The following is a 21010-nucleotide window of genomic DNA, read 5'->3' on the forward strand; positions in this document are numbered from 1 at the left end:
TCAGCCGCGAGGGCACGGGTAGACCGCGGACGCGTCGTCCGACCGACCGCCTTTTGTCGGTCGCGGCCGCGGGGGCGGGCATGGACGTTTACGGACTGATCGGGAACCCGGTCGAGCACTCGCTGTCGCCGCCGCTACACGAGGCGGGCTACGAGGCGCTCGGCCTCGACGCGCGGTACGTCACCTTCGAGCCGGACGCCGACGCCGCGGCCGCGGCGATCACGGGCGCGGCCGACCTCGGAGTGGCGGGGCTCAACGTCACGGTGCCGTTCAAGCGCGACGCCCTCGACGCGGTCGACGCCGCCCCGCTCGCCGCGCGCATCGGCGCGGTCAACACGGTCGACTACGGGCCGGTCCGGGCCGGCGAGGCCGACCGGCCGCGCGGCCACAACACGGACGCCGCCGGGGTGACCCGGGCGCTCGCGCACCACGACGTGGCGGTCGACGGGCGAGACGCGCTCGTCGTCGGGGCGGGCGGCGCGGGACGGGCGGCCGCGTTCGCGCTGGCCGACGCGGGCGCGACGGTCCACGTCGCGAACCGCACCGCGGAGCGGGCCGTCGAGCTGGCCGACGCGGTTCCGGACGCGACCGGCGGCGGCCTCGACGACCTCGGTGAGCGCGTCGCCGCCGCGGACCTCCTGGTCAACGCGACGAGCGTCGGAATGGAGGCGCCCGACGAGACGCCCGTCCCCGCGGAACACCTCCACGGCGACCTCGCGGTCCTCGACGCGGTGTACGCGCCCGTCGAGACGCGGCTGCTGCGGGAGGCCGCCGCCGCGGGCGCGACGACCGTCGACGGCGCGTGGATGCTGCTGTATCAGGGCGTCGAGGCGTTCGAGATCTGGACCGGCGAGGACGCGCCGGTCGACGCGATGAACGCGGCGCTGCGGGCTGCGTTGGAGTAAGGAAGGGTTCGGGACGGGAGGTTCGCCGCTCAGACCAGCCGTTCCGCGATCCGCGCCGCGCCCTCCGCGGCCGCGGTCGCGGGGCTGTCGGGGGAGACGACCTCAACGTCGCGGTCGAGCTCCTCGGCGAGGCGCTTCTCGAACTCCTCGGTGAGCCCGGGGATACACGCCATGCCGCCGGTTGCGGCGAGGGGGCGCCCGAGCGCCAGCTGGTATGGTTTCATGTGGTCGTTCGCGAGCTCCGGGAGGAACTCGTTGGCGACGACGTCGACCGCCTCGTCGATGTACCGGTCGACCGGCTCGCGGACGCCCCGGTCGACGGTGAACTCGTGGCTTCCGCCGCCCGGCTGCTGGATCACGTCCGTGAACGGCTCGAAGTCGTACACGTCCGCGTGCTCCTCTTTATACTCGCGGGCGGTCGTCCGGTCGATGTGGACGCGGCCCTGGCTCTCCTCCTCGACGGCGGCGACGATCCGGCGGTCGACCTCGTTACCCGTCACCGAGCCGGTCGAGAACGGCGAGAGCTGCTCGCCGCGCCGGTAGGCGCACGCCTCCATCGTCGTCGACCCGAGGTTCACCGAGACGAACACCTCGTCGATCGCGTCAAGGTCGTCGCCGTAGGCGGGGATCGCCCCGCACAGCGACTCGGGGTAGCTCCGGGTCTCGACCTGGCCGATGGAGGAGCCCTCGATCACCGACTTGAGGTTCTCGACGCCCGCCTCGTTGTCGATGGTCGGCACCGCGTAGACGACCGCGCTGTCCTCGGGCACGTCGTAGGCATCTACGATGGCCTCGAAGAAGCGCTCTGCGTCCGCGACGCTGTCGTCGTCCTCGGGGAGGCCCGACCGCAGCATGAAGCGCACGCGGTCGGGGTACTCGACCGCGGCCTCCTCGCCGAACAGCACCTTCTCTTCGCCGGTGATGGCGTCCTCGTAGGTCGCCAGACAGGTCAGCACCGAGTGGCGCTCCCGTCCGCCCCGCCCGTCGGGAACGTCGAGCACCGTTCGGGTGCTGCCGAGTTTTACGCCGACCGCTGCCGATTCGTCCGATTCGTTGATGTCCGTGGATTCGTCGTCGCTCATTGGTCACTCGCACACGAAGCGATCCGGACGATGGAGACGAGACTGATCCGGTGGTCCGCCGGCGTGAACGGCCGGTCGCGCGTCGGGGCGTCGAACCCCTCCAACCGGCGCGTCAGCGCCGCGACCGCGTCGTCGCCGACCCAGTCGAGCTCGCCGTAGTAGGACAGCACGTCCCGGCTCCGCACGTGGCCGCCGACGTCGACGAGGTAGCCGAGCCACTCGCCGATCTCGCGTTCCGCCGCGGGCGACGCCGGGATCGCCGTCAGGTACGGCCGATCCGCGGGGTCGTCGCCGTCGAACCGCGCACCACGCTGACGCTGGAGCAGCTCCGTGAACGCGGCCGAGCGCGCCGCCTGCTCGGCTCGGTTCCGGTTCGGCCGCCGGAGCGCCCGCTCCCGAGGCGCCCCGTCCGCACCGTCTCGCGGCGCGTCCGCGATCCGGCGCAGCTCCCGTACGTCGTATCGTCGTGGATTCAGACTCATGTTTCCGTCCGTCGTTCGCGTCCGTACCCGAATCCTCACGGCGGGGTCATATGATAGTTAGGCCTCGGTTATCAGCGGTGAGAAACGTCGTGGTGGCACGACCGGCGCCGGGAGCGCTCGCCGCGCGCTCGTGCGCGGACCGTGTGCGGCCGCTCAGTCGACGACGCGGTTCGCGAGCGCGACGCTGCCGGCGGCGAGTGCGGTCCCGGCGACCACGTCGGTCGCCCAGTGGATCCCGAGGAACATCGTCGCCACCACGATGCTCGCGGTGAGGAACGCGGCCACTGGCGTCCACCGCGGGAACTCCTCGTGGGTAAAGACGGCCGCGAGCAGCACCGTCACCGACAGCGCGGTGTGAAGCGAGGGGAAGACGTTCGTCTCGACGTTCACTCGCGCCGTCAGCCGCGTCACGCCGCGGAACCAGTCGAGGAGGAGCGGCTCGACGCTCGCGGCGCTCTGGTCGGCACCGGGCACGTCGCGGTAGCTGCGCGGACCGTACGCGACGACCCCGGCGTAGCAGGCGATCGCGAACGCGTAGTTGACCGCGTACGCCGCGATCAGTCGCTTCAGCGGTCGCAGATTCCGGGCGAACGCGTACGCCACGAGCGGGAACGAGAGCAACACGACGTAGCCGACGACGTATATCGGTCCGAAGTAGTACACCGCGGCCCGCGGGATCGCGTCCTGTATCGCGGCCACGAGGTCGCCCTCCACAGCGTAGATGGCAGTCGTCGCGCGGTAGCCGTACTCGAACGAGAACGCTTCCAGCCGTCGAAGCAGGCCCTTGTTGACGGCGAGCACGAGCGCGAGTCCGCCGACGTACGGCGCGATTCTGCGCGCGCGCTCGCGGAGCAGTTCGCGGTCCGCGAGGACGCTCCGGACTCGATCGCGGCCGACACACGCCGGTCGCAGCGCGGCGAACGCGGCGACCACGGCGGCGAGGACGACGCCGAGGAGCCGGAGGAACTCGACCGGGAGTTGCTCGATCATCGACTACGTCTCACCCGTCATCCGTCGGTACGAGGCCAGGACCGGACCGGTATTACTCCCTCGGTAGCGGTGGGTCGGTCCGCGTCTCCGACGACCGCCGCGCTCCGCACCGCCCCGTCGACTCAGTCCGACTCTGCCCACGGGAGCGGCTCGGTACACCAGTGACAGAATTCGAGGTCGGCGTCGATCTCCTTGCCGCAGTTGGGACAGGTCACGTCGACGGCCTCGCCGTCCCCGCCGCTCACGGCCGCGACCGGCGCGGCGTGACCGGCTCCCGCCCCGTCGTCGCCGTCGGCGCGCTCGACCTGACGCCGCATCGCCTCGGCGGTGGCGGCGCGCTCGCGCTCCGCGACGACGGTCCGGCCGACGAGGTACGCATCGAGCGCCGACAGCAGCGACAGGAGCGCGATCGGCAGCGCCACGTCCGGGGGGACCGCGGCCGACACCGCCGCGGGGTCGGCGAGAGGGTCGACCGGTTCGACGTCGTACAGGGCAAACAGCGCGACGCCGCCGCCGATGATCGTCAGGTGCCACAGCAGCGCCCGGCCCCACCGGCGCAGCGAGAGGTGGCCGAGCCCCGGGAGGACCAGCGCGAGCACGGCGGCGAGGACGGGACGCAACTGGCTTCGCATACGGCCCGGGTTCGATCGGCCCGTACTTAGGCCTGCGGTGTCGCACCGAGCGACCGCGGCCGGGCGGTCGCTCTCGTCGCGCGGACGCCCCGGGGATCCCGTCGCGGATAACAACCGTTAATCGCCGCCCGGTCGTCGGCCGCGACATGAGCAGCCAGCGGGCGACCGCGTTCGTCCCGGGTCACGTCACCGCCTTCTTCAGCGCGCACCGCGACGACGACCCGACCGTCGCCGGGTCGCGCGGCGCGGGCGTGACGCTCACCGACGGCGTGACGGTCCGAGTGTCGGCGGCGGACGACGGGGACACGGTGGCGGACGACGCCGCCGCTGGGGAGACGACCATCGACGGCGAGGTCGGTTCGATCGGCGCGGTCGACGACGTGCTCGCCGAACTGGACGCGACCGCCGCCGACGTGGCGGTCGAGACCGACCTCCCGATCGGCGCGGGCTTCGGCGTCTCGGGCGCCGCGGCGCTCGGGGCCGCGCTCGCGGCGAACGACGCGTTCGACCGGGGGCGCTCCGAGAACGAGCTCGTCCGCGTCGCCCACGCCGCGGAGGTCGACCGCGGGACCGGCCTCGGCGACGTGGTCGCGCAGGCGCGCGGCGGGGTCCCGGTCCGGCTCGAACCCGGCGCGCCGGGCGTCGGCGAGCTCGACGGTGTGCCGGCGAGCGCGCGCGTCGAGTACGTCACGTTCGGCGAGCTGTCGACCGAGGAGGTACTCGGCGGCGACACGGACGCCCTCTCGGCGGCCGGCGAGGACGCGCTCGACCGGCTTCGGGCGGACCCGCGGCTCCCGACGCTGATGGACGCGGCCCGCGGATTCGCCGGCGAGGCTGATCTCCTCGTTCCCGAGGTGGCCGAGGCGATCGACGCGGTCGACGCGGCCGGCGGCGAGGCCGCGATGGCGATGCTCGGCCGCACCGTCTTCGCGCTCGGCACCGGGCTCTCCGACGCGGGCTACGACCCCGAGGCCTGCCGGATCGACGCCGCGGGCGCGCGGCTCGTTGACGACTGAGGGCGCCTCGGATCCGAGTATCGGCTCCAGAAGCGGGCGACGACCACAGAAGACGGCGACGACCCCTTCGAGAAGCATCGCGGCAGCGCCGACAGCAACGAGACGATGCCGGAGCGGATGCGTCGACTCCGCGGCGAGTACCCGCGAGAGGTCGATGGCCCACCAGAAACCGACGAGGGTTCCGACGGCGGGACGACGGGTGCCGACCCGTGACGACGGCGGTCGACACGAACGCGTTCCTCGGGCTGCTGTACGACGACGAACGCGCTGACGCAAGCGGGGCGGCGCTCAGGCGCGCGTATCGAGACGGAGCGGTCGTTGCCGCGCCCGTCGTCTACGCCGAACTCGCGGCCGACGGCCGCTTCGCATCGGCCGCCGACCTCGATCGCTTTCTCGCGGACTTCAGCGTCGACGTGACCGAACCCTCGCGCGAGGCGCGCTTCGCCGCGGGCGAGCGGTTCCGGGAATACGTGGACCGCCGTCCGGACGGAATCCAGTGTCCCGCGTGCGGTGAGAAGCGGTCCGTCGACTGCGAGGCGTGCGGCGAGTCGCTCTCACCGCGCCAGCACGTCGCCGCCGATTTCCTCATCGGCGCGCACGCCGCAGTCGACTGCGACGGACTGGTCAGCTTCGACGAGGAGGTCTACTCGACGTACTTCCCGTCGCTGACCGTGTCTCCCGCGTGATCGGTTACCGGGTTTCGTCCGGAAAGAGGTCCCGCAAGTCCGGGTGTTCGCGGGGTTCGATCGGTGGTTCTTGACTCCGGGCCGCGGACGGATCGGAGGCGATCCGGTCCCGGATCCGTTGCCACTCCTCGTGGCGACACAGGCCGTTCACCGTAATCTCGTCGAGTTCGAACACGGACGCGACCGCCGCCCGGTGGAACCCCTCGCACAGTTGTATCTCCCCGTCCCGTCCGATCGCGACGACCGGTACACCGCCGTCTCTCGAAGCCGCTCTCTCCCATCGAGGTCCCAGTCGCCGCCCTCGACGCGGCCTCCTCGCAGCGCCCGCCGACGAACAAAGCTTTACCGCGTCGCCCGCCTAGCTCCGGCAAATGGTACTCGACGACCTCGGCACGTCCCTGCGGAGCAGCCTCGACAAGCTCCAGGGGAAGTCCCGACTCTCCGAGAGCGACGTCGAGGAGATCGTCAAGGAGATCCAGCGCTCCCTGCTGTCCGCCGACGTCGACGTCTCCCTCGTGATGGAGCTGTCGGACTCGATCAAGTCCCGCGCGCTCGAAGAGGAGCCGCCGGGCGGCACCACGGCGAAGGACCACGTCCTCAAGATCGTCTACGAGGAGATGGTCGAGTTGGTCGGCGACTCGACCGAGCTCCCCTTAGAAAACCAGACGATCCTCCTCGCCGGCCTCCAGGGGTCGGGGAAGACGACCTCCGCGGCGAAGATGGCGTGGTGGTTCTCGAAGAAGGGGCTCCGGCCCGCGGTCGTCCAGACCGACACCTTCCGGCCGGGCGCGTACGACCAGGCGAAGCAGATGTGCGAGCGCGCGGAGGTCGACTTCTACGGGAACCCCGACAACGACGACCCGGTCGACATCGCCCGCACCGGCCTCGAAGAGACGGCCGACGCGGACGTTCACATCGTCGACACGGCGGGGCGGCACGCGCTCGAAGACGACCTCATCGCGGAGATCGAGGAGATCGAAGGCGTCGTCGACCCCGACCGCTCGCTGCTCGTCTTGGACGCCGCGATCGGTCAGGGCGCGAAGGAGCAGGCCCGACAGTTCGAGGAGTCGATCGGCATCGAGGGCGTCGTGATCACCAAGCTCGACGGGACCGCGAAGGGCGGGGGCGCGCTGACCGCGGTCAACGAGACCGACTCCTCGATCGCCTTCCTCGGGACCGGCGAGACGGTCCAGGACATCGAGCGGTTCGAGCCGTCGGGGTTCATCTCCCGGCTGCTCGGCATGGGCGACCTGAAGCAGCTCTCCGAGCGCGTCGAGCGCGCGATGCAGGAGACCCAGGAGGAGGACGAGGACTGGGACCCCGAGGACATGCTTCAGGGCGAGTTCACCCTGAAGGACATGAAACGGCAGATGGACGCGATGAACAAGATGGGGCCGCTCGACCAGGTGATGGACATGATCCCGGGGCTCGGCGGCGGGATGATGGACGAGCTCCCGGACGACGCGATGGACGTCACCCAAGACCGGATGCGCCGCTTCGAGCGCATCATGGACTCGATGACGGAGGAGGAGCTCGAGAACCCGCGCGTCGTCGGCCAGTCGCGCACGGAGCGCATCGCCCGCGGCTCGGGCACCGACGAGGAGACGGTCCGGCAGCTGCTCGAACAGCACTCGATGATGGAGCAGACGATCAGCCAGTTCCAAGGGATGGGCGAGGGCGATATGCAGCGCATGATGAAGAAGATGGGCGGCGAGGGCGGCGGCCTCGGCGACATGATGGGCGGCGGCAAGGGCCCGTTCTGAGCGGCGCCGCGAGGCGGTTCCCGTGCGGCTGTCCGCTCCATCCGGTCGGGGCGACGACACAACACTTCTGACGGGGGCGAGTTGAGGCCGGCGTGACCGTGCGCGACGTGGTGACCGACAACCTCGGATACGCCCTCCTCGGCGGTCCGGCGGTGGCCGTCCTCTCGGGGCTCGCCGGGGCGTCCGCCCTCGGGACGGCTGGCGGCGTCGCCTGCGGGACGGCGGCGTACGGCCTCGGGTGGGTGCTCGCGGTCCGCCGGTCGACGGGAGACGCCGAACCGCCGTCGGGGGCCGACGAGGCCGACGGCCGTCGCGAGGGCGAGCTAGAGGCGCAGAAGGGGTCGTACGGCGGCGGTGGCGGATAGCGCCCGCGCCGGCGTTCGCCATCGCGGCGGCAGGTAACGCGGCACGAGTACAGAGAACGCAACGCGGCGACGGGAGCCCACACGCCGCGCGACCGCGGGCCGCCCGACGCTTCAGACCTTTTATGCCGTCGACCGGGCAAGAACGCCCGATGCGCTCCCGTCGAATCGGCGAGTACGACGCCCTCCTCCTCGTCTCGCTCGTCTGGTTCCTCGGGAAGTTCGTCCGGTACCTCTTCCCGCCGCTGTTCGAGTCGATCCGGGGCACCTACGGTGTGAGCAACGCGACCGTCGGGACCGCGTTCACCGGCTTCATGATCGTGTACGCGCTGTTACAGTTCCCGAGCGGTGCGGTCGCGGACCGGGTGGGTCCGGTACGGGTGATCGGCGCCGGCGCGCTCGTCGCGGGCGCGGGGTCGCTCGCGTTGGTGGTCGACGCCCCCTTCGCCGCGCTGGTGGCCGCGATGCTCGTCATCGGCGCGGGGACGGGCGTCCACAAGACCGTCTCGGTGCGGCTGATCGCCCGCGTGTACCCCGCTCGCACCGGGCGGATGCTCGGCGCGCACGACACGCTCGGCGCGATGGGCGGGGTCGCCGCGCCCGCGGTCGTCGTCGCCGTCCTCTCGGCGCCGCCCGCGCTCGCGGCCGTCCTCGCGCGCCTGCCCGGCGCCGACTGGCGCGCCCCCTTCCTGCTCACCGGGACGCTCGCCGTCGCGCTCGCGGCCGTCGCCACGGTCCGGCTCGCCGGATCCCCGGCGGCGACGGGGGCGGCGGACGAGGGCGACGACGGCGGCGATCCGGGGGCGCGCGACTACCTCCGGCTGTTCGGGGACGCCCGGTTCGCGGCGTTCGTCCTCGTGACGGTCGGCTTCTCGTTCGCCTACAACGGCCTCGTCGCGTTCCTGCCGCTGTACCTCTCCGAGGCGGTCGAGCTCGCGAGCCCGACGGCGAGCCTGCTGTACTCGCTCGTGTTCGCGATGACACTCGTCCAGCTCGTCACCGGTGATCTCTCTGACCGCGTCGGCCGCTTCCCCGTGATGGTCGCCACGCTCGGGCTGGCGGCCGCGACGCTCGTCGCCCTCGTCTCGCTCCCCGCGCTCGGCGGCGGCGCGCTCGCGGCCGGCGCGGTCGTCGCCGCCTTCGGCCTCGGGTCGCACGGCTTCCGCCCGGTCCGGGGCGCCTACCTGATGGAGCTGCTCCCCGAGCGGCTCGCCGGCGGCGGCCTCGGCGTGGTCCGGACGCTGCTCATGGGGGCCGGCGCGCTCGCGCCGAGCGCGGTCGGCGTCGTGGCCGACGCCGCCGGGTTCCGCCCGGCGTTCGCGCTGCTGGCCGTGTCGATGGGGGTCGCGGCGGCCGTCGCAGCCGGGCTCTGGCTGACCGAGTCGAGGGAGTGACGGCCGCTCACGCCTCGCCGTCGGTCTCGCGCAGGATGAACGGGCCGACTGAGAGGGTGCGCTTCGTCACCGTCGCGATCCGGAGGATGTAGGCTAAAAGCAGCGCGAACGGGACGAGCGAGACGGCGGCTGCGAGCGCCACCCAGAACGCGACGGCCTCGACGCCGAGGATAGACCCGGCGTAGCGCTCGGCGTTGAAGAAGGCGACCATCGCCGCCGCCGTCAGCAGCGCCGGGACGGCGGACACGAGCATCCGCCGCGAGAGGTCGATCAGCTCCCACTGGAAGTACAGCGTCTTGAAGTGTTCGCGGGCGGGGCCGAACAGCCGCAGCGTCTCGATCAGGTCGTCGAGCGCCGCCGCCGCGGTCTCGTTCAGCGCCTCGCCGTGGCGCTCGCGGAGCCGCCGGGCCGCGAACAGCTTCCACGAGTAGTTGAAGTCGAGGACCGCCGATATCACCTCGAACGCGCCGAACTGAGCCCCGTCGAGCCCGTCCGTCGTCCGGGCCGCGTTCTCCGCGATGGCGTCGGTCAGGTCGTCGGTCGCCCGGGCCAACTCCGCGTCGGTCGTCCCGGAGACGGCCTCGCGGAGGGCGGTCGCGCGGTCGCTCGCCGTCCGGACGAGCGCGCCGAGGAACGCCGCCGGCTCGGCGGGGCTGACCGGCTCGCCGAGGACGGCCGCCGCGTCGTCCCGGAACGCCATCGCGCCGTCCATGCGCTCGCGCTGGTCGCCGACGGCGCCGAGCTCCTGTGAGAGCACGAGCTGGTGCAGCGTGAGCACGAGCGTGACGCCGGTGATCGTGGCCGTGAGGAGCCCTTGGAACAGCGTGTCGACGGAGTCGCCGCGGCGGAGGGTCTCGGCGGCGCCGGGCAGGACGGCCCCGGCCGCCACCAGTCCGAGGAAGACGAGCGAGAGGATGACTGCCGTGACGAGCCGTCGGTCGGCGTCGAGCAGGAGCCACAGCGCGACGCGGCTCCTATCGGCGCGCTCGCGGACGCTGTCGTCCGGCGCGTCGCCCGTCTCGGCCATGTCTCGGAGTCCCGGGCCGGGGCGAAAAAGCCTCCGGGGTCGCCTCCGAACGCCGCCCCGGCGCGCACCCACCTCAGTCGAGCGTTCCGGGATCGAACGCCGCCGGGTCGAACTCGTGCTCGCGGAGTCGGTCGGGATCGACCGCGCGCAGCACGGACTCGTCCGTCGCTTCGAGGACGACCGGCGGGGCGACGCCCGCCTCGGCGGCCTCCAGCCACCGGCCGACGCAGAGGCACCAGCGGTCGCCCGGCTCCAGCCCGGGGAACTCGAACTCGGGGCGGGGGGTGATCAGGTCGTTGCCGCGGTCGCGGCTGTACCGAAGGAACTCGGCCGTGACGACCGCACAGAGTGTGTGCTCGCCGGCGTCGCCGTCCACGTCGCGACAGTGTCCGTCCCGCAGGTAGCCGGTCGTCGGGTCGCGGCCGCAGGGGGCCAGTTCGCCCCCGAGGACGTTTCGGTCCGCCGTGCCGTCGGCGCCGCCGTGGTCGCTCGACATACTACCGGGTTCGGTCTCGGTCGGAATAAGCGACCGGTCGACGTGGCCCGCGGACGGCGCCGATCGCGGGCGTTCGCCCGGCGGTATAAGTGCCGTCCCGCCGAACGGTCGCGTGATGAGCCGGAACGACGAGGTCGCGACGCGGTTGGAGGAGTTCGCCGACCTCCTCGAGGCGACGGGCGTCGAGTACAAACCGACCGCCTACCGACGGGCGGCCGAGAACGTCCGCGACCACCCGGCGCCGATCGAGGGGCTCGCGGCCGGCGGCGAGGACGCGGTCGCCGAGATCGACCGCGTCGGCGACGCCATCGCCGCGAAGATCGTCGAGTACGTCGAGACCGGCGAGATCGGAGAATTAACCGAGCTCCGCGAGGAGCTGCCCGTCGACATGGCCGGGCTGACCGCGGTGGAGGGCGTCGGGCCGAATACGGTCGGCTCGCTGTACGACGCGCTCGGGATCAGCGACCTCGACGAGCTGGAGACCGCCGCCGAGGCGGAGGAGATCCGGGAGGTCTCCGGCTTCGGGGCCAAGACGGAGGAGAACATCCTCGACAACATCCCGTTCGCGCGCGAGGCCCGCGAGCGGACCCGCCTCGGCGACGCCCGGCCGGTCGCGGACGACGCGCTCGCGTACCTCGCCGACCGCGACGCCGTCGAGTCGGTCGAGGTGTGCGGCTCGATCCGGCGGTGGAAGCCGACGATCGGGGACATCGACCTGCTCGTCGCCAGCGAGGAGCGCGATCCAATCGTCGAGGCGTTCACCCACTGGGAGGCCGCGGACGCGACGATCGAGGCGGGCACCGGGAAGGCGAGCGTGCGCGCGGACGGCACCCGCGTCGACCTCCGGATCGTCGACCCCGACGAGTTCGGCGCCGCGCTCCAGTACTTCACCGGGTCGCGGGCACATAACGTCGCCGTCCGCAACCGCGCGATCGACCGCGGGCGCAAGCTGAACGAGTACGGGCTCTTCGACGTGAGCGACGCGGAGGGCGAGGCGGCCGACGACGACGCGGAAGGCGAGGCGGCCGACGGAGCCGCCGCGGACGGCGCGGAGGCCGACGCGACGCGTGCCGGCGAGCGCATCGCGGGGGAGAGCGAGGACGAGGTCTACCGCGCGCTCGACATGGACCCGGTCTCGCCGGAGCTCCGGGAGGACCGCGGCGAGGTCGAGGCCGCCGCCGAGGGTCGCCTGCCGCCGCTCGTCGGGCCGGACGAGCTCCGCGGCGACCTCCACACCCACACCGACTGGTCCGACGGCGGTTTCTCGATCGCCGAGATGGCCGCGGCGGCCGAAGAACGCGGCTACGACTACCACGTCGTCACCGACCACGCGACCGGACCGGGAATGGTGGGCGGCGTCGGGCTCGACGAGTCCGACATCGAGGCGCAGGCCGCGGCGGTCGCCGAGGCGGCCGACGAAGTCGATATCCCGCTCCTCCACGGGATCGAGGCGAACATCGACGCCGGCGGCGACCTCTCGACCGACGACGAGACGCTCGCCGCCCTCGACTTGGTCGTCGCGTCGCCGCACGCCGCGCTCGGGCAGGACGCCGAGGCGGCCACCGAGCGACTGGTCCGGGCGGTCGAGCACCCTCACGTCGACGTGCTCGGCCACCCGACCGGCCGGTTGATCAACGAGCGACCGGGGCTCGACCCGGACGTGGAAGCGGTCGCCGAGGCGGCGTCCGCGTCGGGCACCGCCATCGAGGTGAACGCGAACCCCGCCCGGCTCGACGCCGACGGCGAGTTCGTCCGGGCCGCGGTCGAGGCGGGCGCGACGATCGCCGTCAACACCGACGCGCACGCCCCGCGCGAACTCGACAACGCGCGGTACGGCGTCCACACCGCGCGGCGGGGGTGGGCGCGGGCCGCCGACGTGCTCAACGCGCGCTCGCTCGACGGGCTCCGGTCGTTCCTGCTGTAGATGACGGACCGGGACGGGAGCGCCCCCTCGGCCGCCGACCGCCCGCCGGTCCTGCTCGACGTGATGTGCGGGAAGCTCGCCACCTACCTCCGGCTCTGCGGGTACGACGCCGCCTACGCGCTCGACCGGGGGATCGAGGCCGACGACCGGCTCCGCGAGGTCGCGGCCGCCGAGGACCGCGTCCTCCTCACTCGGGACCGCGACCTCGCGGACCGCGCCCCCCGCGGCGACCCCGCCGTCGACGCCGTCCTCCTCGCCGAGCGCGACGTGCTCGACCAGCTCCGGGAACTCGCCGCCGCCGGTCTCCGCGTCGAACTCGCCGACGAGCCGACGCGGTGCGGCTCGTGTAACGGGCCCGTCGAGCGCGTCGACTCGCTCGAAGTCGGCGACCCGTCAGCCGACCGTCCGGAGTACGTCCCGGACGACGTAGGGTCGGAGCGCCCGGGGTGGCGCTGTACCGAGTGCGGCCAGTGGTTCTGGAAAGGGGGGCACTGGGACGACGTGGCGGCGCGGCTCGACGAGATCTGACCGCCCCGCCGAGCGTAACCGGTTTGCCCGCCCGACGCGTAGTCGTCGCCAATGGAACGCGAAGGGGCCGTCGACCGTCTGGAGTCGCTCGTCGACCGCGTCGCGGGCGAACCGATGCCGGTGCCCGTCCGCGAGGTGTGGGCGTTCGGCGACGTGGCGCTCGGACTCGACCCGGTCGACCGGCTCGACGTCTATCTCACCAAGGACGTGATCATGGGCGGCGACGGCGACGCGGCCGCGGCGTTCGAGGCCGAGTACGGCGTGAAGGGCGTCGGCACCACCGTCGACGCCGAGTGGGCCGAGGCGCACCCGGACCGCGTGCGGACGAGCGACAACGGGTACGCCGCACCCGAGAAGTGCCTCGCGGCCGAACTCCTTGACGACGACGAGCCGATCCACTTGGAGGTGTGTAACGCGGGCTTCGAGGACAACGTCCGGCAGCGCCTGAAGGGCGCGCTCGCCCGGGACGCCTACGAGGAGGTGCTCGACCCCCGCGGGGTCTGCCTGTGGGTCGACGGCGAGCGCGACGACGAGGCCTTCGACCGCCTCCGCGAGGCCTCGCTCGCGATGCCGACGCTACCCGCCGCGCTCGGGATGCTCGGCGCCGACGAGGAGGCCGCGACCGAGGCCGCGGACGTGTTGAAACGACAGCGCACAGAGCAGGAGGGCGCCTCGGTTCGCGGCGACATGGTGTAAGGCGGACGCACCGCGACGCTATTTATAAATCGAACCCGGTGCGGTGGCGCGCGCCTCCGAGCGGCCGCCCTCGGCGGCCGCGAGACAGCACGCGCGAGGGAGTCGGCCGGCCGGAGCGAAGCGGAGGCCGGCCGACGAGGCTGGGGCGGCGTGAGGCGCGGTGCGGGGCGGGACTCAAAGTGGCAGTCGCGAGGGCGAAGTACGGCGCAGTACGCACCGCAGCGAGCAACGCGAGCGAGGAGCGCAACGAGCCGCGCGAGCGAGGAGCGCAACGAGCCGCGCGAGCCCTCGCGGCTGGGGCTTTGGAGGAGTTCGCCGCCGATCTACAACCAGTCATTTATACCCGGACGGCTGGGGCTTTGGCGGTGTCGGCCGCCGATCTGCTACCGTTCATTTATCTATCAAATTCGGAATCAGCCTCTCTGGCTTATAAACAACCGCCCGTCGGCGTCGGTTCTGGTTTCCTCTTTCTCTCAGCTCGCTCGTCCGACCGTCACGTCGAACGGGACGTACTCGACGCGTTCGTACTCCGCGGCGCCGATGGCGTCGACGACCTCGCGGCCCATCTCGCGCCAGCGCCCGCGGAGGTCGTCGTACGCGCGCTCGGAGGTCGCGGCCACCAACTCGTCGCGGTGGTCGGCCAGCCCCGCGCCGGAGGCCTTCCGCGCCGCCGACCGCAGCGCGGCCTCGGCGTACGGCGGCTCGGTCCGCTTCTCGTGGACGTAGCGCCGAGTGCGCACGTCGACGAGTCCCGCCGCGTCGAACGCCTCGCGGACCCGGTCGCCGAGCGCCACGTCGGTGTCCACCCCGTCGACGTACGCCTCGCGGGCCTCGCGCTCCAGTCGCTCCTCGGCGTCGACCGTCGAGGCCACCCGCACGTCGGCGTTGTCCGGCTCGACCGCGGCGACGAGGTCCCCGGAGACGCGGGCGAGCTCTCGGACCGCGGCGGTCGGGTCCGGGAGGTTGATCAGCAGGGCCTGACAGGCGGCCAGGTCGACCGCGTCGTCATCGACCGGGAGCCGCGTGGCGTCGCCCGCGAGGTAGCCGATCCGGCTGTCGCTCTCCTCGCGGGCGACCGAGAGGAGCTCTCGGTCCGCGTCGACGCCGAGTACGTCCGCGTCCGTCTCCGCGGCCAGCACGCGGGTCAGCTCTCCGGTACCGCAGCCGACATCGAGGGCGCGCTCGCGGCTCGATAGCTCCAAGTCGGCGAGCGCGTCGCGGCCGTCCTCCCACATCCCGCGGCGGGTGTGTTCGAGGTACTCGGCGGAGAAGCGTCGCACGCCCCCGTTTCGGCGCGGGCGAAAATAAACGTCCGGAGATCGACCGCCGCTCGATTCCCGGTCGGGCCGTCACGGCTCGTCGGCGTCCCCCTCGCCGCCGTCCGTCTCCCCTCCGCTGCCGTGGCCGCCGAATCCCAGCATGTCGGCGGCGAGGACGGCGGTCACCCCGGCGCAGTAGCCGACAAACGCGCTGCTCAGCCCGATCGCGGCGAAGCTCACCGTCACGTCGCCGAGCGCCGGGTTCCCGCCGTTGACGCCGGGGACGCCGACCACCGTCCCGACGAGGACGAACCCCCCGAGGACGACCGCCGGCACGACGCCGACGGTCAGACAGGCCGGCCCCCCGCAGCGCGCGTACGCCCCGGCGGCGGCCAGCGGCCCGGGCGCGTAGAACACTAACGGCGGGAGGAGCCGGTCGGTCAGCGCGGCCGCCGTCGTCGCGCCGACCGACTCGGCGACGAAGGCGGCGACGAGCACGAGGGCCACGACCCCGGCGAATCCGACCACCAGTCCGACCGCGCGGCCGCGGCGACGGCCAACCAGCAGCGCTCTCGTGGTGGACATGCCCGCGGATCGCCCGCGAGATAACTTAAAACTGCGTCGGACGGACGGCGTCCGCGGAGACGGCGGCGTCTCGGTCGCGGTGCCTCAGTCGCGCCGGAGTTCGCGCACTCGGTCGATGTTCCACGCGAAGCTCTTCCCGTCCTCGGTCGGCGTCTCCAGCGCGAGCGGCACGTCCGCCAGGTCGGGGTGGTTGAGGAACCGCTCCATCCCCGCCTCGCCGATGTGCCCCTCGCCGATGTGGGCGTGTTCGTCCTTGTTGGTGCCGCACTCGTGTTTCGAGTCGTTGAGGTGGACGTACTCCAAGTGTTCTAACCCGACCACGTCGTCGAACTCGCCGATCGTCTGGTCGACCGCCTCGGGCGTCGAGAGGTCGTAGCCCGCCGCGAACGCGTGTGCGGTGTCGACGCAGACATCGATGTCGGTCTCGGTGCGGTCGATGACCCCCGCGAGGTGCTCGAACTCGCCGCCGAGTTTCGTTCCCGCGCCCGCGTCGCTCTCGATCAGGATCGTCACGCCGTCGGGCACGTCGAGGTCGTCTATCACCGACGCGGCGTTATCGAGGCCGCCCTCGACGCCGGCCCCCGTGTGCGCGCCGAGGTGGACGTTCACGTACGGGATGCCCAGCTTGTCGGCCGCGTCGACCTCTTTTTGCATCGAGTCGAGCGACTTCTCACGGAGCCCCTCCTTCGGCGTACAGAGGTTCACGAGGTAGGAGGTGTGGATCACCCACGGCCCCTCCAAGTCGCGTTCGGTCCCCTCGCGGAACCGTTCGGCCTCCTCGTCGCCGATGTCCGGGTCCTGCCACACCTGCGGCGAGTGGGTGAAGATCTGTCCACAGTTGCCGCCGACCTCGACCTGGTTCGCCACGGCGTTGTCCACGCCGCCGGCGATGGAGACGTGCGCGCCGACCTTGAGACTCATACCGATCACACGGGGGCGGTCGAAAAAGCCCCTTCGGAACCGGGCGGTCCGCGGTCGTTCGCGGTCGTCCCCGCCGTCACCCGCCGCCGCTCCCCGCTTTCCACGTCTTATCGCCGCTCCCCGCTTTCCACGTCTTGCCGCCGCTTCCCGCTTTCCACGTCTTACCGCCGCTCCCCGCTTTCCGCATCTTACGCGCCGCCCCCGGGTCGCGTCCGGGCCCATTCCTCGTTCCGGTACTTCTCCGCGGCGATTTCCTCGGCCCGCTCCAGTTCGTCGTCGGTCCACGACCCGTCCGCGTCGACCGTCGCTCCCGGAGTCGCGTCCGCCCAGTCGGCCAGCGCCGCCTCGACGGTCGCCACCGCGGCCGCGCGGTCGACATCGACCAGTTCGTCCATCCCGACGACCCGGTCTCGGAACGCCTCGGGAGTCACCGACGGATCGGCGAAGACGCCGAGGTGCCGCGGCGCGTCGACCGAGAAGGTCAACGACCCGTGCTGGATCACCGCCTCCCGCTTGCGGTACTGCGCGTTGCCGGCGATCTTGCGGAGCTCGTCGCCCTCCGGTCCCGGGGCCACCACGTCGTGTGCCGGGTGGAGCTCGCGGAGGTAGCAGGCGGGGTGATACAGTTCCGGCATCCACTCGTCGACGTAGTCCGCGTCGACGCCGAGCCGGTCGAAGGCGTCGAGGACCGGCTCGCAAAGAAGGTGGTAGCAGTCGAGCAGTTCGCCCGGCACCGGCTCCGCGGGGACCGCGATAGAGTAGGCGACATCACCCGTTTCGTCGTGGTAGATGCCGCCGCCGCCGGTCTGCCGGCGCGTTGCGTCGATCCCCTCGCGCTCGCAGAATCTCCAGTCGACCGTCTCCGGGTCTTGGTGGCGGCCGAGGGTGAGACAGCTCGGCTCCCAGCGGTAGGTGCGGAGCGTGGCGGGGCCGCCGGCCGCGGCGGTCTCGGCGGCAACCTCGTCTAACGCCATCTGCATTGGGCCGGGGCGGGTCTCCTCGCGGATCAGCCGCCAGTCGACGGCGGGCGCGGTCATGTCGACACCGTCGGCCGCCGCTCCGAAAGCGGTTGCGCTCGGCCCAGCGGTCGGCCCGAACGAAATTCGATATCGCAATATACGCTATACTAGTGGATGTCGTCGAACGCGCGCCCCTTTTACGAATCGCCGGAGTAGGGGCGCGTATGGTGCGAAACGTCGCCGGCGACATGGCCGACCTCGACCCCGAGGACTTCTACCTCCTCTCGGGCGTCGAGCAGGGGATGCGCTTCTCGGAGTGGGTCCGTCGCGACAAGCTCCCGGACTACGCCGACCTGACGCGCGAGGAGGTCGACTACCGCATCGACCGCTGCCTCGACCGCGAGCTGATCGAGCGGAAGACGATCCAGTACGAGGGGTACCAGCTCACCTTCGAGGGGTATGACGCCCTGGCGCTCCGGACGTTCGCGGAGCGGGAGACAATAGACGGCGTGGGGTCGCCGCTCGGGCTCGGCAAGGAGGGCGACGTGTACGAGGCGCAGTCGTTCCGGCCGCTCGCCCTGAAGTACCACCGCGAGGGGTACACCAACTTCCGCGAGGTGAACCGCGAGCGCGAGTACACCGCCGACCGGGACCACGTCTCGTGGCTGTACACCGCGCGCAAGGCGGCCGAGCGGGAGTACGAGGCGATGGAGTCGCTGTATCCGGACGTCTCCGTCCCCCGGCCGGTCGACCACAACCGACACGCCATCGTGATGGAGAAGTTCGCGGGCGTCGAACTTTCGCGCGCGAAGCTCGACCCCGAGCAGGCGGTCGGCGTCCTCGATCTGATCTGCCGCGAACTCGCGACCGCCCACGAACTCGGCTGGATCCACGCCGACGCCTCCGAGCACAACGTCGCGGTCGCCGAGAGCGGGATCACCATCTTCGACTGGCCGCAGGCGGTGCCCGTCGACCACGAGAACGCGCGGGAGTTCCTCGAACGCGACGTGGAGAACCTCGTCCGGTACTTCGGTCGGAAGTACCCGCACGAGGTGCCGCGAGAGGCCGACATCGAGGGCATCGCCGCCGCTATCGCCGACGGCTCGTTCGAGAGCGTGCGGTCGTTCGGCGCCGAATAAAGCGGATAGCGCGATACGAAATCCGGCTTGGCCGCGGTTCGTCCCGCTCGGCTGCCGTTCGTCACGTCCGCACCGGTCCGCAGGGTCTCGCCGACCGTCTGGCGAGGTTTTAGGCATACCTAAGATTCGAAACCGCTTTAATCCTTTAGGGTGGCCTAAATCGTATGCAACCAGACGCGGACCGACTCACCGGCACGCGACGCGACGCGATCAGGTACTGCGGCGCCGTCGCCGGCGCGGGGCTCCTCGCCGGGTGTAGCGGGAGGGAGACGACGCCGAGCGGGTCCGAGAATGAGGCCGGTTCCGCGGACGGAGGCTCCGGCGGCGACTCGCCGGACACGTACACGGCCGCGATGGCCCCGGTGGGCGAGGTCGAGTTCGACGCGGTCCCCGAGAGCGTGTCGGTGTACAGCCTGCTGTACGCCGACCTCGCCGTGGCGCTCGGCCACGGCGGGGCGGTGAACTCTCTCGGGTTCGACGCCGACGCGGGCGGGAACACGCTCGACGCCTACTACGCGAACCTCGACGGCGTCTCCTTCGATCGCGAGGGGATCACGCAGCTCAACTCCGGTTCGGGCGGGGGCATCTCGGTCGACCGCGAGCTCCTCTACGAGCTCGACTCCGACCTCCACCTGGCCGACCCGGCGCTGTTCGCCTCCTTCGACGGCTGGGACGAGGAGGACGTGGCCGAGGTCCGGGAGCGCGTCGGGCCGTGGTTCGGAAACAGCTACAGCCGCCGGCACGCCGCGCCGCCCGAGGCGTACCGCGACCGGTACGAGTACTACACCCTCCCCGAGATCGGCGAGCGGGTCGCCGCCGCGTTCCGAGAGTCGGAACGCTTCGCCGCGCTCGACGCGGTCCGCGAGGACCTGATCGAGACGATCCGGAGCGACCTCCCCCCGGCCGAGGAGCGGCCGACCGTCGCGACGCTCATCTACATGGACGGGACATACTACCCCTCGCGGACCGACGAGCCGGGGTTCGCAAACGCGCACGTGCGTCCGTTCGACGTGCCCGACGCGTTCGCCGGCGACGACGTCACCTACGAGACGGCATACGACCACGAGCGACTGCTGGAGGTCGACCCCGACGTCGTCCTCCACCAGTACGGGATCGCCTCTTACTACGACGTGGGCGCTGTCCGCGAGGAGCTGTCGGACCACCCGGTCGCCGGCGACCTCTCCGCGATAGCGAACGACCGCTTCTACCCCTCCGGCGATCCGGTTCAGGGCCCGATCATGAACCTGTTCCAGCTGGAGATGACCGCGAAACAGCTGTTCCCGGAGCGGTTCGGTGAGTGGCCGACGTACGAACACGGCGACGACTACCCGGAGATCCCCGCCGACGAACAGCTGTTCGACCGCGGCGAGGTCGCCTCGATCGTCGCCGGAGGGGGCGAATGAGCGGTCCCGCCGAGCCCGAGGCCGCCGACCGCGACGTCGTCGTGGTCGGCTGCGGGCCGGCCGGCTGCGCCGCCGCGGTGTTCGCCGCGCGCGACGGCCTCGACGTGACCGTCTTCGACCGCGGCCGGTCGTCGCTCGCGCGGTGCGCGCACCTCGAGAACTACCCCGGCTTCCCGGCCGGCGTCGACGTCGGAACCCTCTCCGACCTCATGCGCGAGCAGGCCGAGCGGGCGGGCTGTGCGGTCGTCGACGACCTCGTCGAGACCGTCGAGCGGGCGACCGACGGCGGGCCCGGAGAGCCCCCCGAGGGCGACGCGCCTCGGTTCGTCGTGACCCCGCAGGAGGGCGACCCGGTCACCGCCCGCCGGGTGGTCGCGGCGACGCGCTACGACGGCGAGTACCTCCGCGGGCTCAACGAGGACGGCGCGATGTTCGAGGCACGCGATCGCGACGGTGAGACGCGCGAGGACTTCGACCGGGAGTACGCGGACCGAGACGGGAAGACGCCGGTCGAGGGGCTGTACGTCGCGTCTCCGTCGGACGCGGACCGGCAGGCGGTCACGGCCGCGGGCCGGGGCGCGCGGGTCGGCAAGCGGGTGGTCGCCGACGCCCGGATCGCCGACGGCTGGTGGCCGGCCGCCGCCGCGGCCGTCGACTGCGCCCGCCGCGCCGCCCCGCGCGAGGCCGCGGGGACCGACCCGGCGCGCCGGGGCGCGCGGCTCGCGGCGACCCACGCCTGCCGCCCGGCCGACCCCGACTCC

22 protein-coding genes and 1 pseudogene are annotated in these 21010 nt (G+C 72.0%); 13 read left to right on the top strand and 10 right to left on the bottom strand.

Annotated elements, in window-relative coordinates; genetic code table 11:
* The first annotated feature begins 80 nt into the window (after nt 1–80).
* A complete protein-coding gene (locus B9H04_RS09765) occupies nt 81–905 on the top strand; it encodes a shikimate dehydrogenase (protein ID WP_049932419.1) in 825 nt (274 codons plus the stop codon).
* Nucleotides 906–934: 29 nt separating this feature from the next.
* On the opposite strand, the gene B9H04_RS09770 is transcribed toward B9H04_RS09765, so the two are convergent.
* The 4 genes from B9H04_RS09770 to B9H04_RS09785 all read right to left on the bottom strand — a co-directional run bounded on the left by B9H04_RS09770 (nt 935) and on the right by B9H04_RS09785 (nt 4091).
* Nucleotides 935–1987 (bottom strand): hypothetical protein, encoded by a 1053-nt coding sequence (locus tag B9H04_RS09770; protein ID WP_049932418.1) that lies wholly within the window; start codon nt 1985–1987, stop codon nt 935–937.
* The gene (locus B9H04_RS09775; RefSeq protein ID WP_049932416.1) at nt 1984–2469 is read right to left on the bottom strand and encodes a FlaD/FlaE family flagellar protein; all 486 of its coding nucleotides are present in this window, start codon (nt 2467–2469) and stop codon (nt 1984–1986) included. The genes B9H04_RS09770 and B9H04_RS09775 overlap by 4 nt, the downstream gene beginning before the upstream one ends.
* Nucleotides 2470–2622: 153 nt before the next feature.
* Nucleotides 2623–3459, bottom strand: a complete 837-nt coding sequence (locus B9H04_RS09780) for a phosphatase PAP2 family protein (RefSeq protein ID WP_085682657.1) — start codon at nt 3457–3459, stop codon at nt 2623–2625.
* A gap of 122 nt (nt 3460–3581) precedes the next feature.
* Nucleotides 3582–4091, bottom strand: coding sequence for a zinc ribbon domain-containing protein (locus B9H04_RS09785; RefSeq protein WP_049932411.1), 510 nt, complete (start codon nt 4089–4091; stop codon nt 3582–3584).
* A gap of 146 nt (nt 4092–4237) precedes the next feature.
* Between B9H04_RS09785 and B9H04_RS09790 the strand changes: the two genes are divergently transcribed.
* The 6 genes and pseudogenes from B9H04_RS09790 (at nt 4238) to B9H04_RS09820 (ending at nt 9312) form a co-directional block, all read left to right on the top strand.
* Complete coding sequence (locus B9H04_RS09790) at nt 4238–5107, top strand: pantoate kinase (RefSeq protein WP_049932410.1); 870 nt, start codon at nt 4238–4240, stop codon at nt 5105–5107.
* 12 nt (nt 5108–5119) lie between these two features.
* A pseudogene (locus tag B9H04_RS19615) lies at nt 5120–5320 on the top strand (AbrB/MazE/SpoVT family DNA-binding domain-containing protein); the annotation flags it as partial.
* Nucleotides 5317–5793, top strand: coding sequence for a PIN domain-containing protein (locus B9H04_RS09800; protein ID WP_049932408.1), 477 nt, complete (start codon nt 5317–5319; stop codon nt 5791–5793). The pseudogene B9H04_RS19615 and the gene B9H04_RS09800, both read left to right, overlap by 4 nt.
* Nucleotides 5794–6164: 371 nt before the next feature.
* The gene (locus B9H04_RS09810) at nt 6165–7556 is read left to right on the top strand and encodes a signal recognition particle protein Srp54 (protein ID WP_049932406.1); all 1392 of its coding nucleotides are present in this window, start codon (nt 6165–6167) and stop codon (nt 7554–7556) included.
* A 92-nt stretch (nt 7557–7648) separates the two neighbouring features.
* Nucleotides 7649–7921, top strand: a complete 273-nt coding sequence (locus tag B9H04_RS09815) for a hypothetical protein (RefSeq protein WP_085682658.1) — start codon at nt 7649–7651, stop codon at nt 7919–7921.
* A gap of 149 nt (nt 7922–8070) precedes the next feature.
* The gene (locus B9H04_RS09820) at nt 8071–9312 is read left to right on the top strand and encodes an MFS transporter (RefSeq protein WP_085682659.1); all 1242 of its coding nucleotides are present in this window, start codon (nt 8071–8073) and stop codon (nt 9310–9312) included.
* Nucleotides 9313–9319: 7 nt separating this feature from the next.
* Here B9H04_RS09820 and B9H04_RS09825 read toward each other — a convergent pair whose 3' ends face one another.
* On the bottom strand, nt 9320–10339 hold the full coding sequence (locus tag B9H04_RS09825) for a hypothetical protein (RefSeq protein ID WP_085682660.1): 1020 nt from the start codon (nt 10337–10339) through the stop codon (nt 9320–9322).
* Between the two features lie 73 nt (nt 10340–10412).
* Nucleotides 10413–10835, bottom strand: a complete 423-nt coding sequence (locus tag B9H04_RS09830) for a DUF2237 family protein (RefSeq protein ID WP_049932401.1) — start codon at nt 10833–10835, stop codon at nt 10413–10415.
* Between the two features lie 115 nt (nt 10836–10950).
* Between B9H04_RS09830 and B9H04_RS09835 the strand changes: the two genes are divergently transcribed.
* Genes B9H04_RS09835 through B9H04_RS09845 form a run of 3 tightly spaced genes read left to right on the top strand, consistent with a single transcriptional unit; the run spans nt 10951 to nt 13983 of the window.
* Nucleotides 10951–12759 carry a helix-hairpin-helix domain-containing protein gene (locus tag B9H04_RS09835; RefSeq protein ID WP_049932400.1) on the top strand — a complete coding sequence of 603 codons (1809 nt, stop codon included), beginning with the start codon at nt 10951–10953 and terminating at the stop codon, nt 12757–12759.
* Nucleotides 12760–13287, top strand: coding sequence for a Mut7-C RNAse domain-containing protein (locus B9H04_RS09840; protein ID WP_049932398.1), 528 nt, complete (start codon nt 12760–12762; stop codon nt 13285–13287). It begins immediately after the preceding gene.
* A 51-nt stretch (nt 13288–13338) separates the two neighbouring features.
* On the top strand, nt 13339–13983 hold the full coding sequence (locus tag B9H04_RS09845; protein WP_049932397.1) for a DUF7095 family protein: 645 nt from the start codon (nt 13339–13341) through the stop codon (nt 13981–13983).
* Nucleotides 13984–14456: 473 nt separating this feature from the next.
* Here B9H04_RS09845 and B9H04_RS09850 read toward each other — a convergent pair whose 3' ends face one another.
* The 4 genes from B9H04_RS09850 to B9H04_RS09865 form a co-directional block, all read right to left on the bottom strand.
* Nucleotides 14457–15263: a class I SAM-dependent methyltransferase gene (locus tag B9H04_RS09850; protein ID WP_049932395.1), complete on the bottom strand. Its 807-nt coding sequence runs from the start codon at nt 15261–15263 to the stop codon at nt 14457–14459.
* Between the two features lie 69 nt (nt 15264–15332).
* Entirely contained in the window at nt 15333–15827 is a 495-nt protein-coding gene (locus B9H04_RS09855) for a hypothetical protein (RefSeq protein ID WP_049932393.1), read from the bottom strand.
* Between the two features lie 84 nt (nt 15828–15911).
* Nucleotides 15912–16748 (bottom strand): deoxyribonuclease IV, encoded by an 837-nt coding sequence (locus tag B9H04_RS09860; protein ID WP_049932392.1) that lies wholly within the window; start codon nt 16746–16748, stop codon nt 15912–15914.
* A gap of 188 nt (nt 16749–16936) precedes the next feature.
* Nucleotides 16937–17785 carry a lipoate--protein ligase family protein gene (locus B9H04_RS09865; RefSeq protein WP_085682661.1) on the bottom strand — a complete coding sequence of 283 codons (849 nt, stop codon included), beginning with the start codon at nt 17783–17785 and terminating at the stop codon, nt 16937–16939.
* Between the two features lie 146 nt (nt 17786–17931).
* On the opposite strand from B9H04_RS09865, the gene B9H04_RS09870 reads away from it, so the two are divergent.
* The 3 genes from B9H04_RS09870 to B9H04_RS09880 form a co-directional block, all read left to right on the top strand.
* Nucleotides 17932–18846, top strand: coding sequence for a serine/threonine-protein kinase RIO2 (locus B9H04_RS09870; RefSeq protein ID WP_049932388.1), 915 nt, complete (start codon nt 17932–17934; stop codon nt 18844–18846).
* 164 nt (nt 18847–19010) lie between these two features.
* On the top strand, nt 19011–20249 hold the full coding sequence (locus tag B9H04_RS09875) for an ABC transporter substrate-binding protein (RefSeq protein WP_049932386.1): 1239 nt from the start codon (nt 19011–19013) through the stop codon (nt 20247–20249).
* Nucleotides 20246–21010: FAD-dependent oxidoreductase (locus B9H04_RS09880; protein WP_085682662.1), on the top strand; the 765-nt coding region annotated here is incomplete at its 3' end. The genes B9H04_RS09875 and B9H04_RS09880, both read left to right, overlap by 4 nt.

This window comes from Halorubrum ezzemoulense DSM 17463, from assembly GCF_002114285.1.
GTDB lineage: Archaea > Halobacteriota > Halobacteria > Halobacteriales > Haloferacaceae > Halorubrum > Halorubrum ezzemoulense.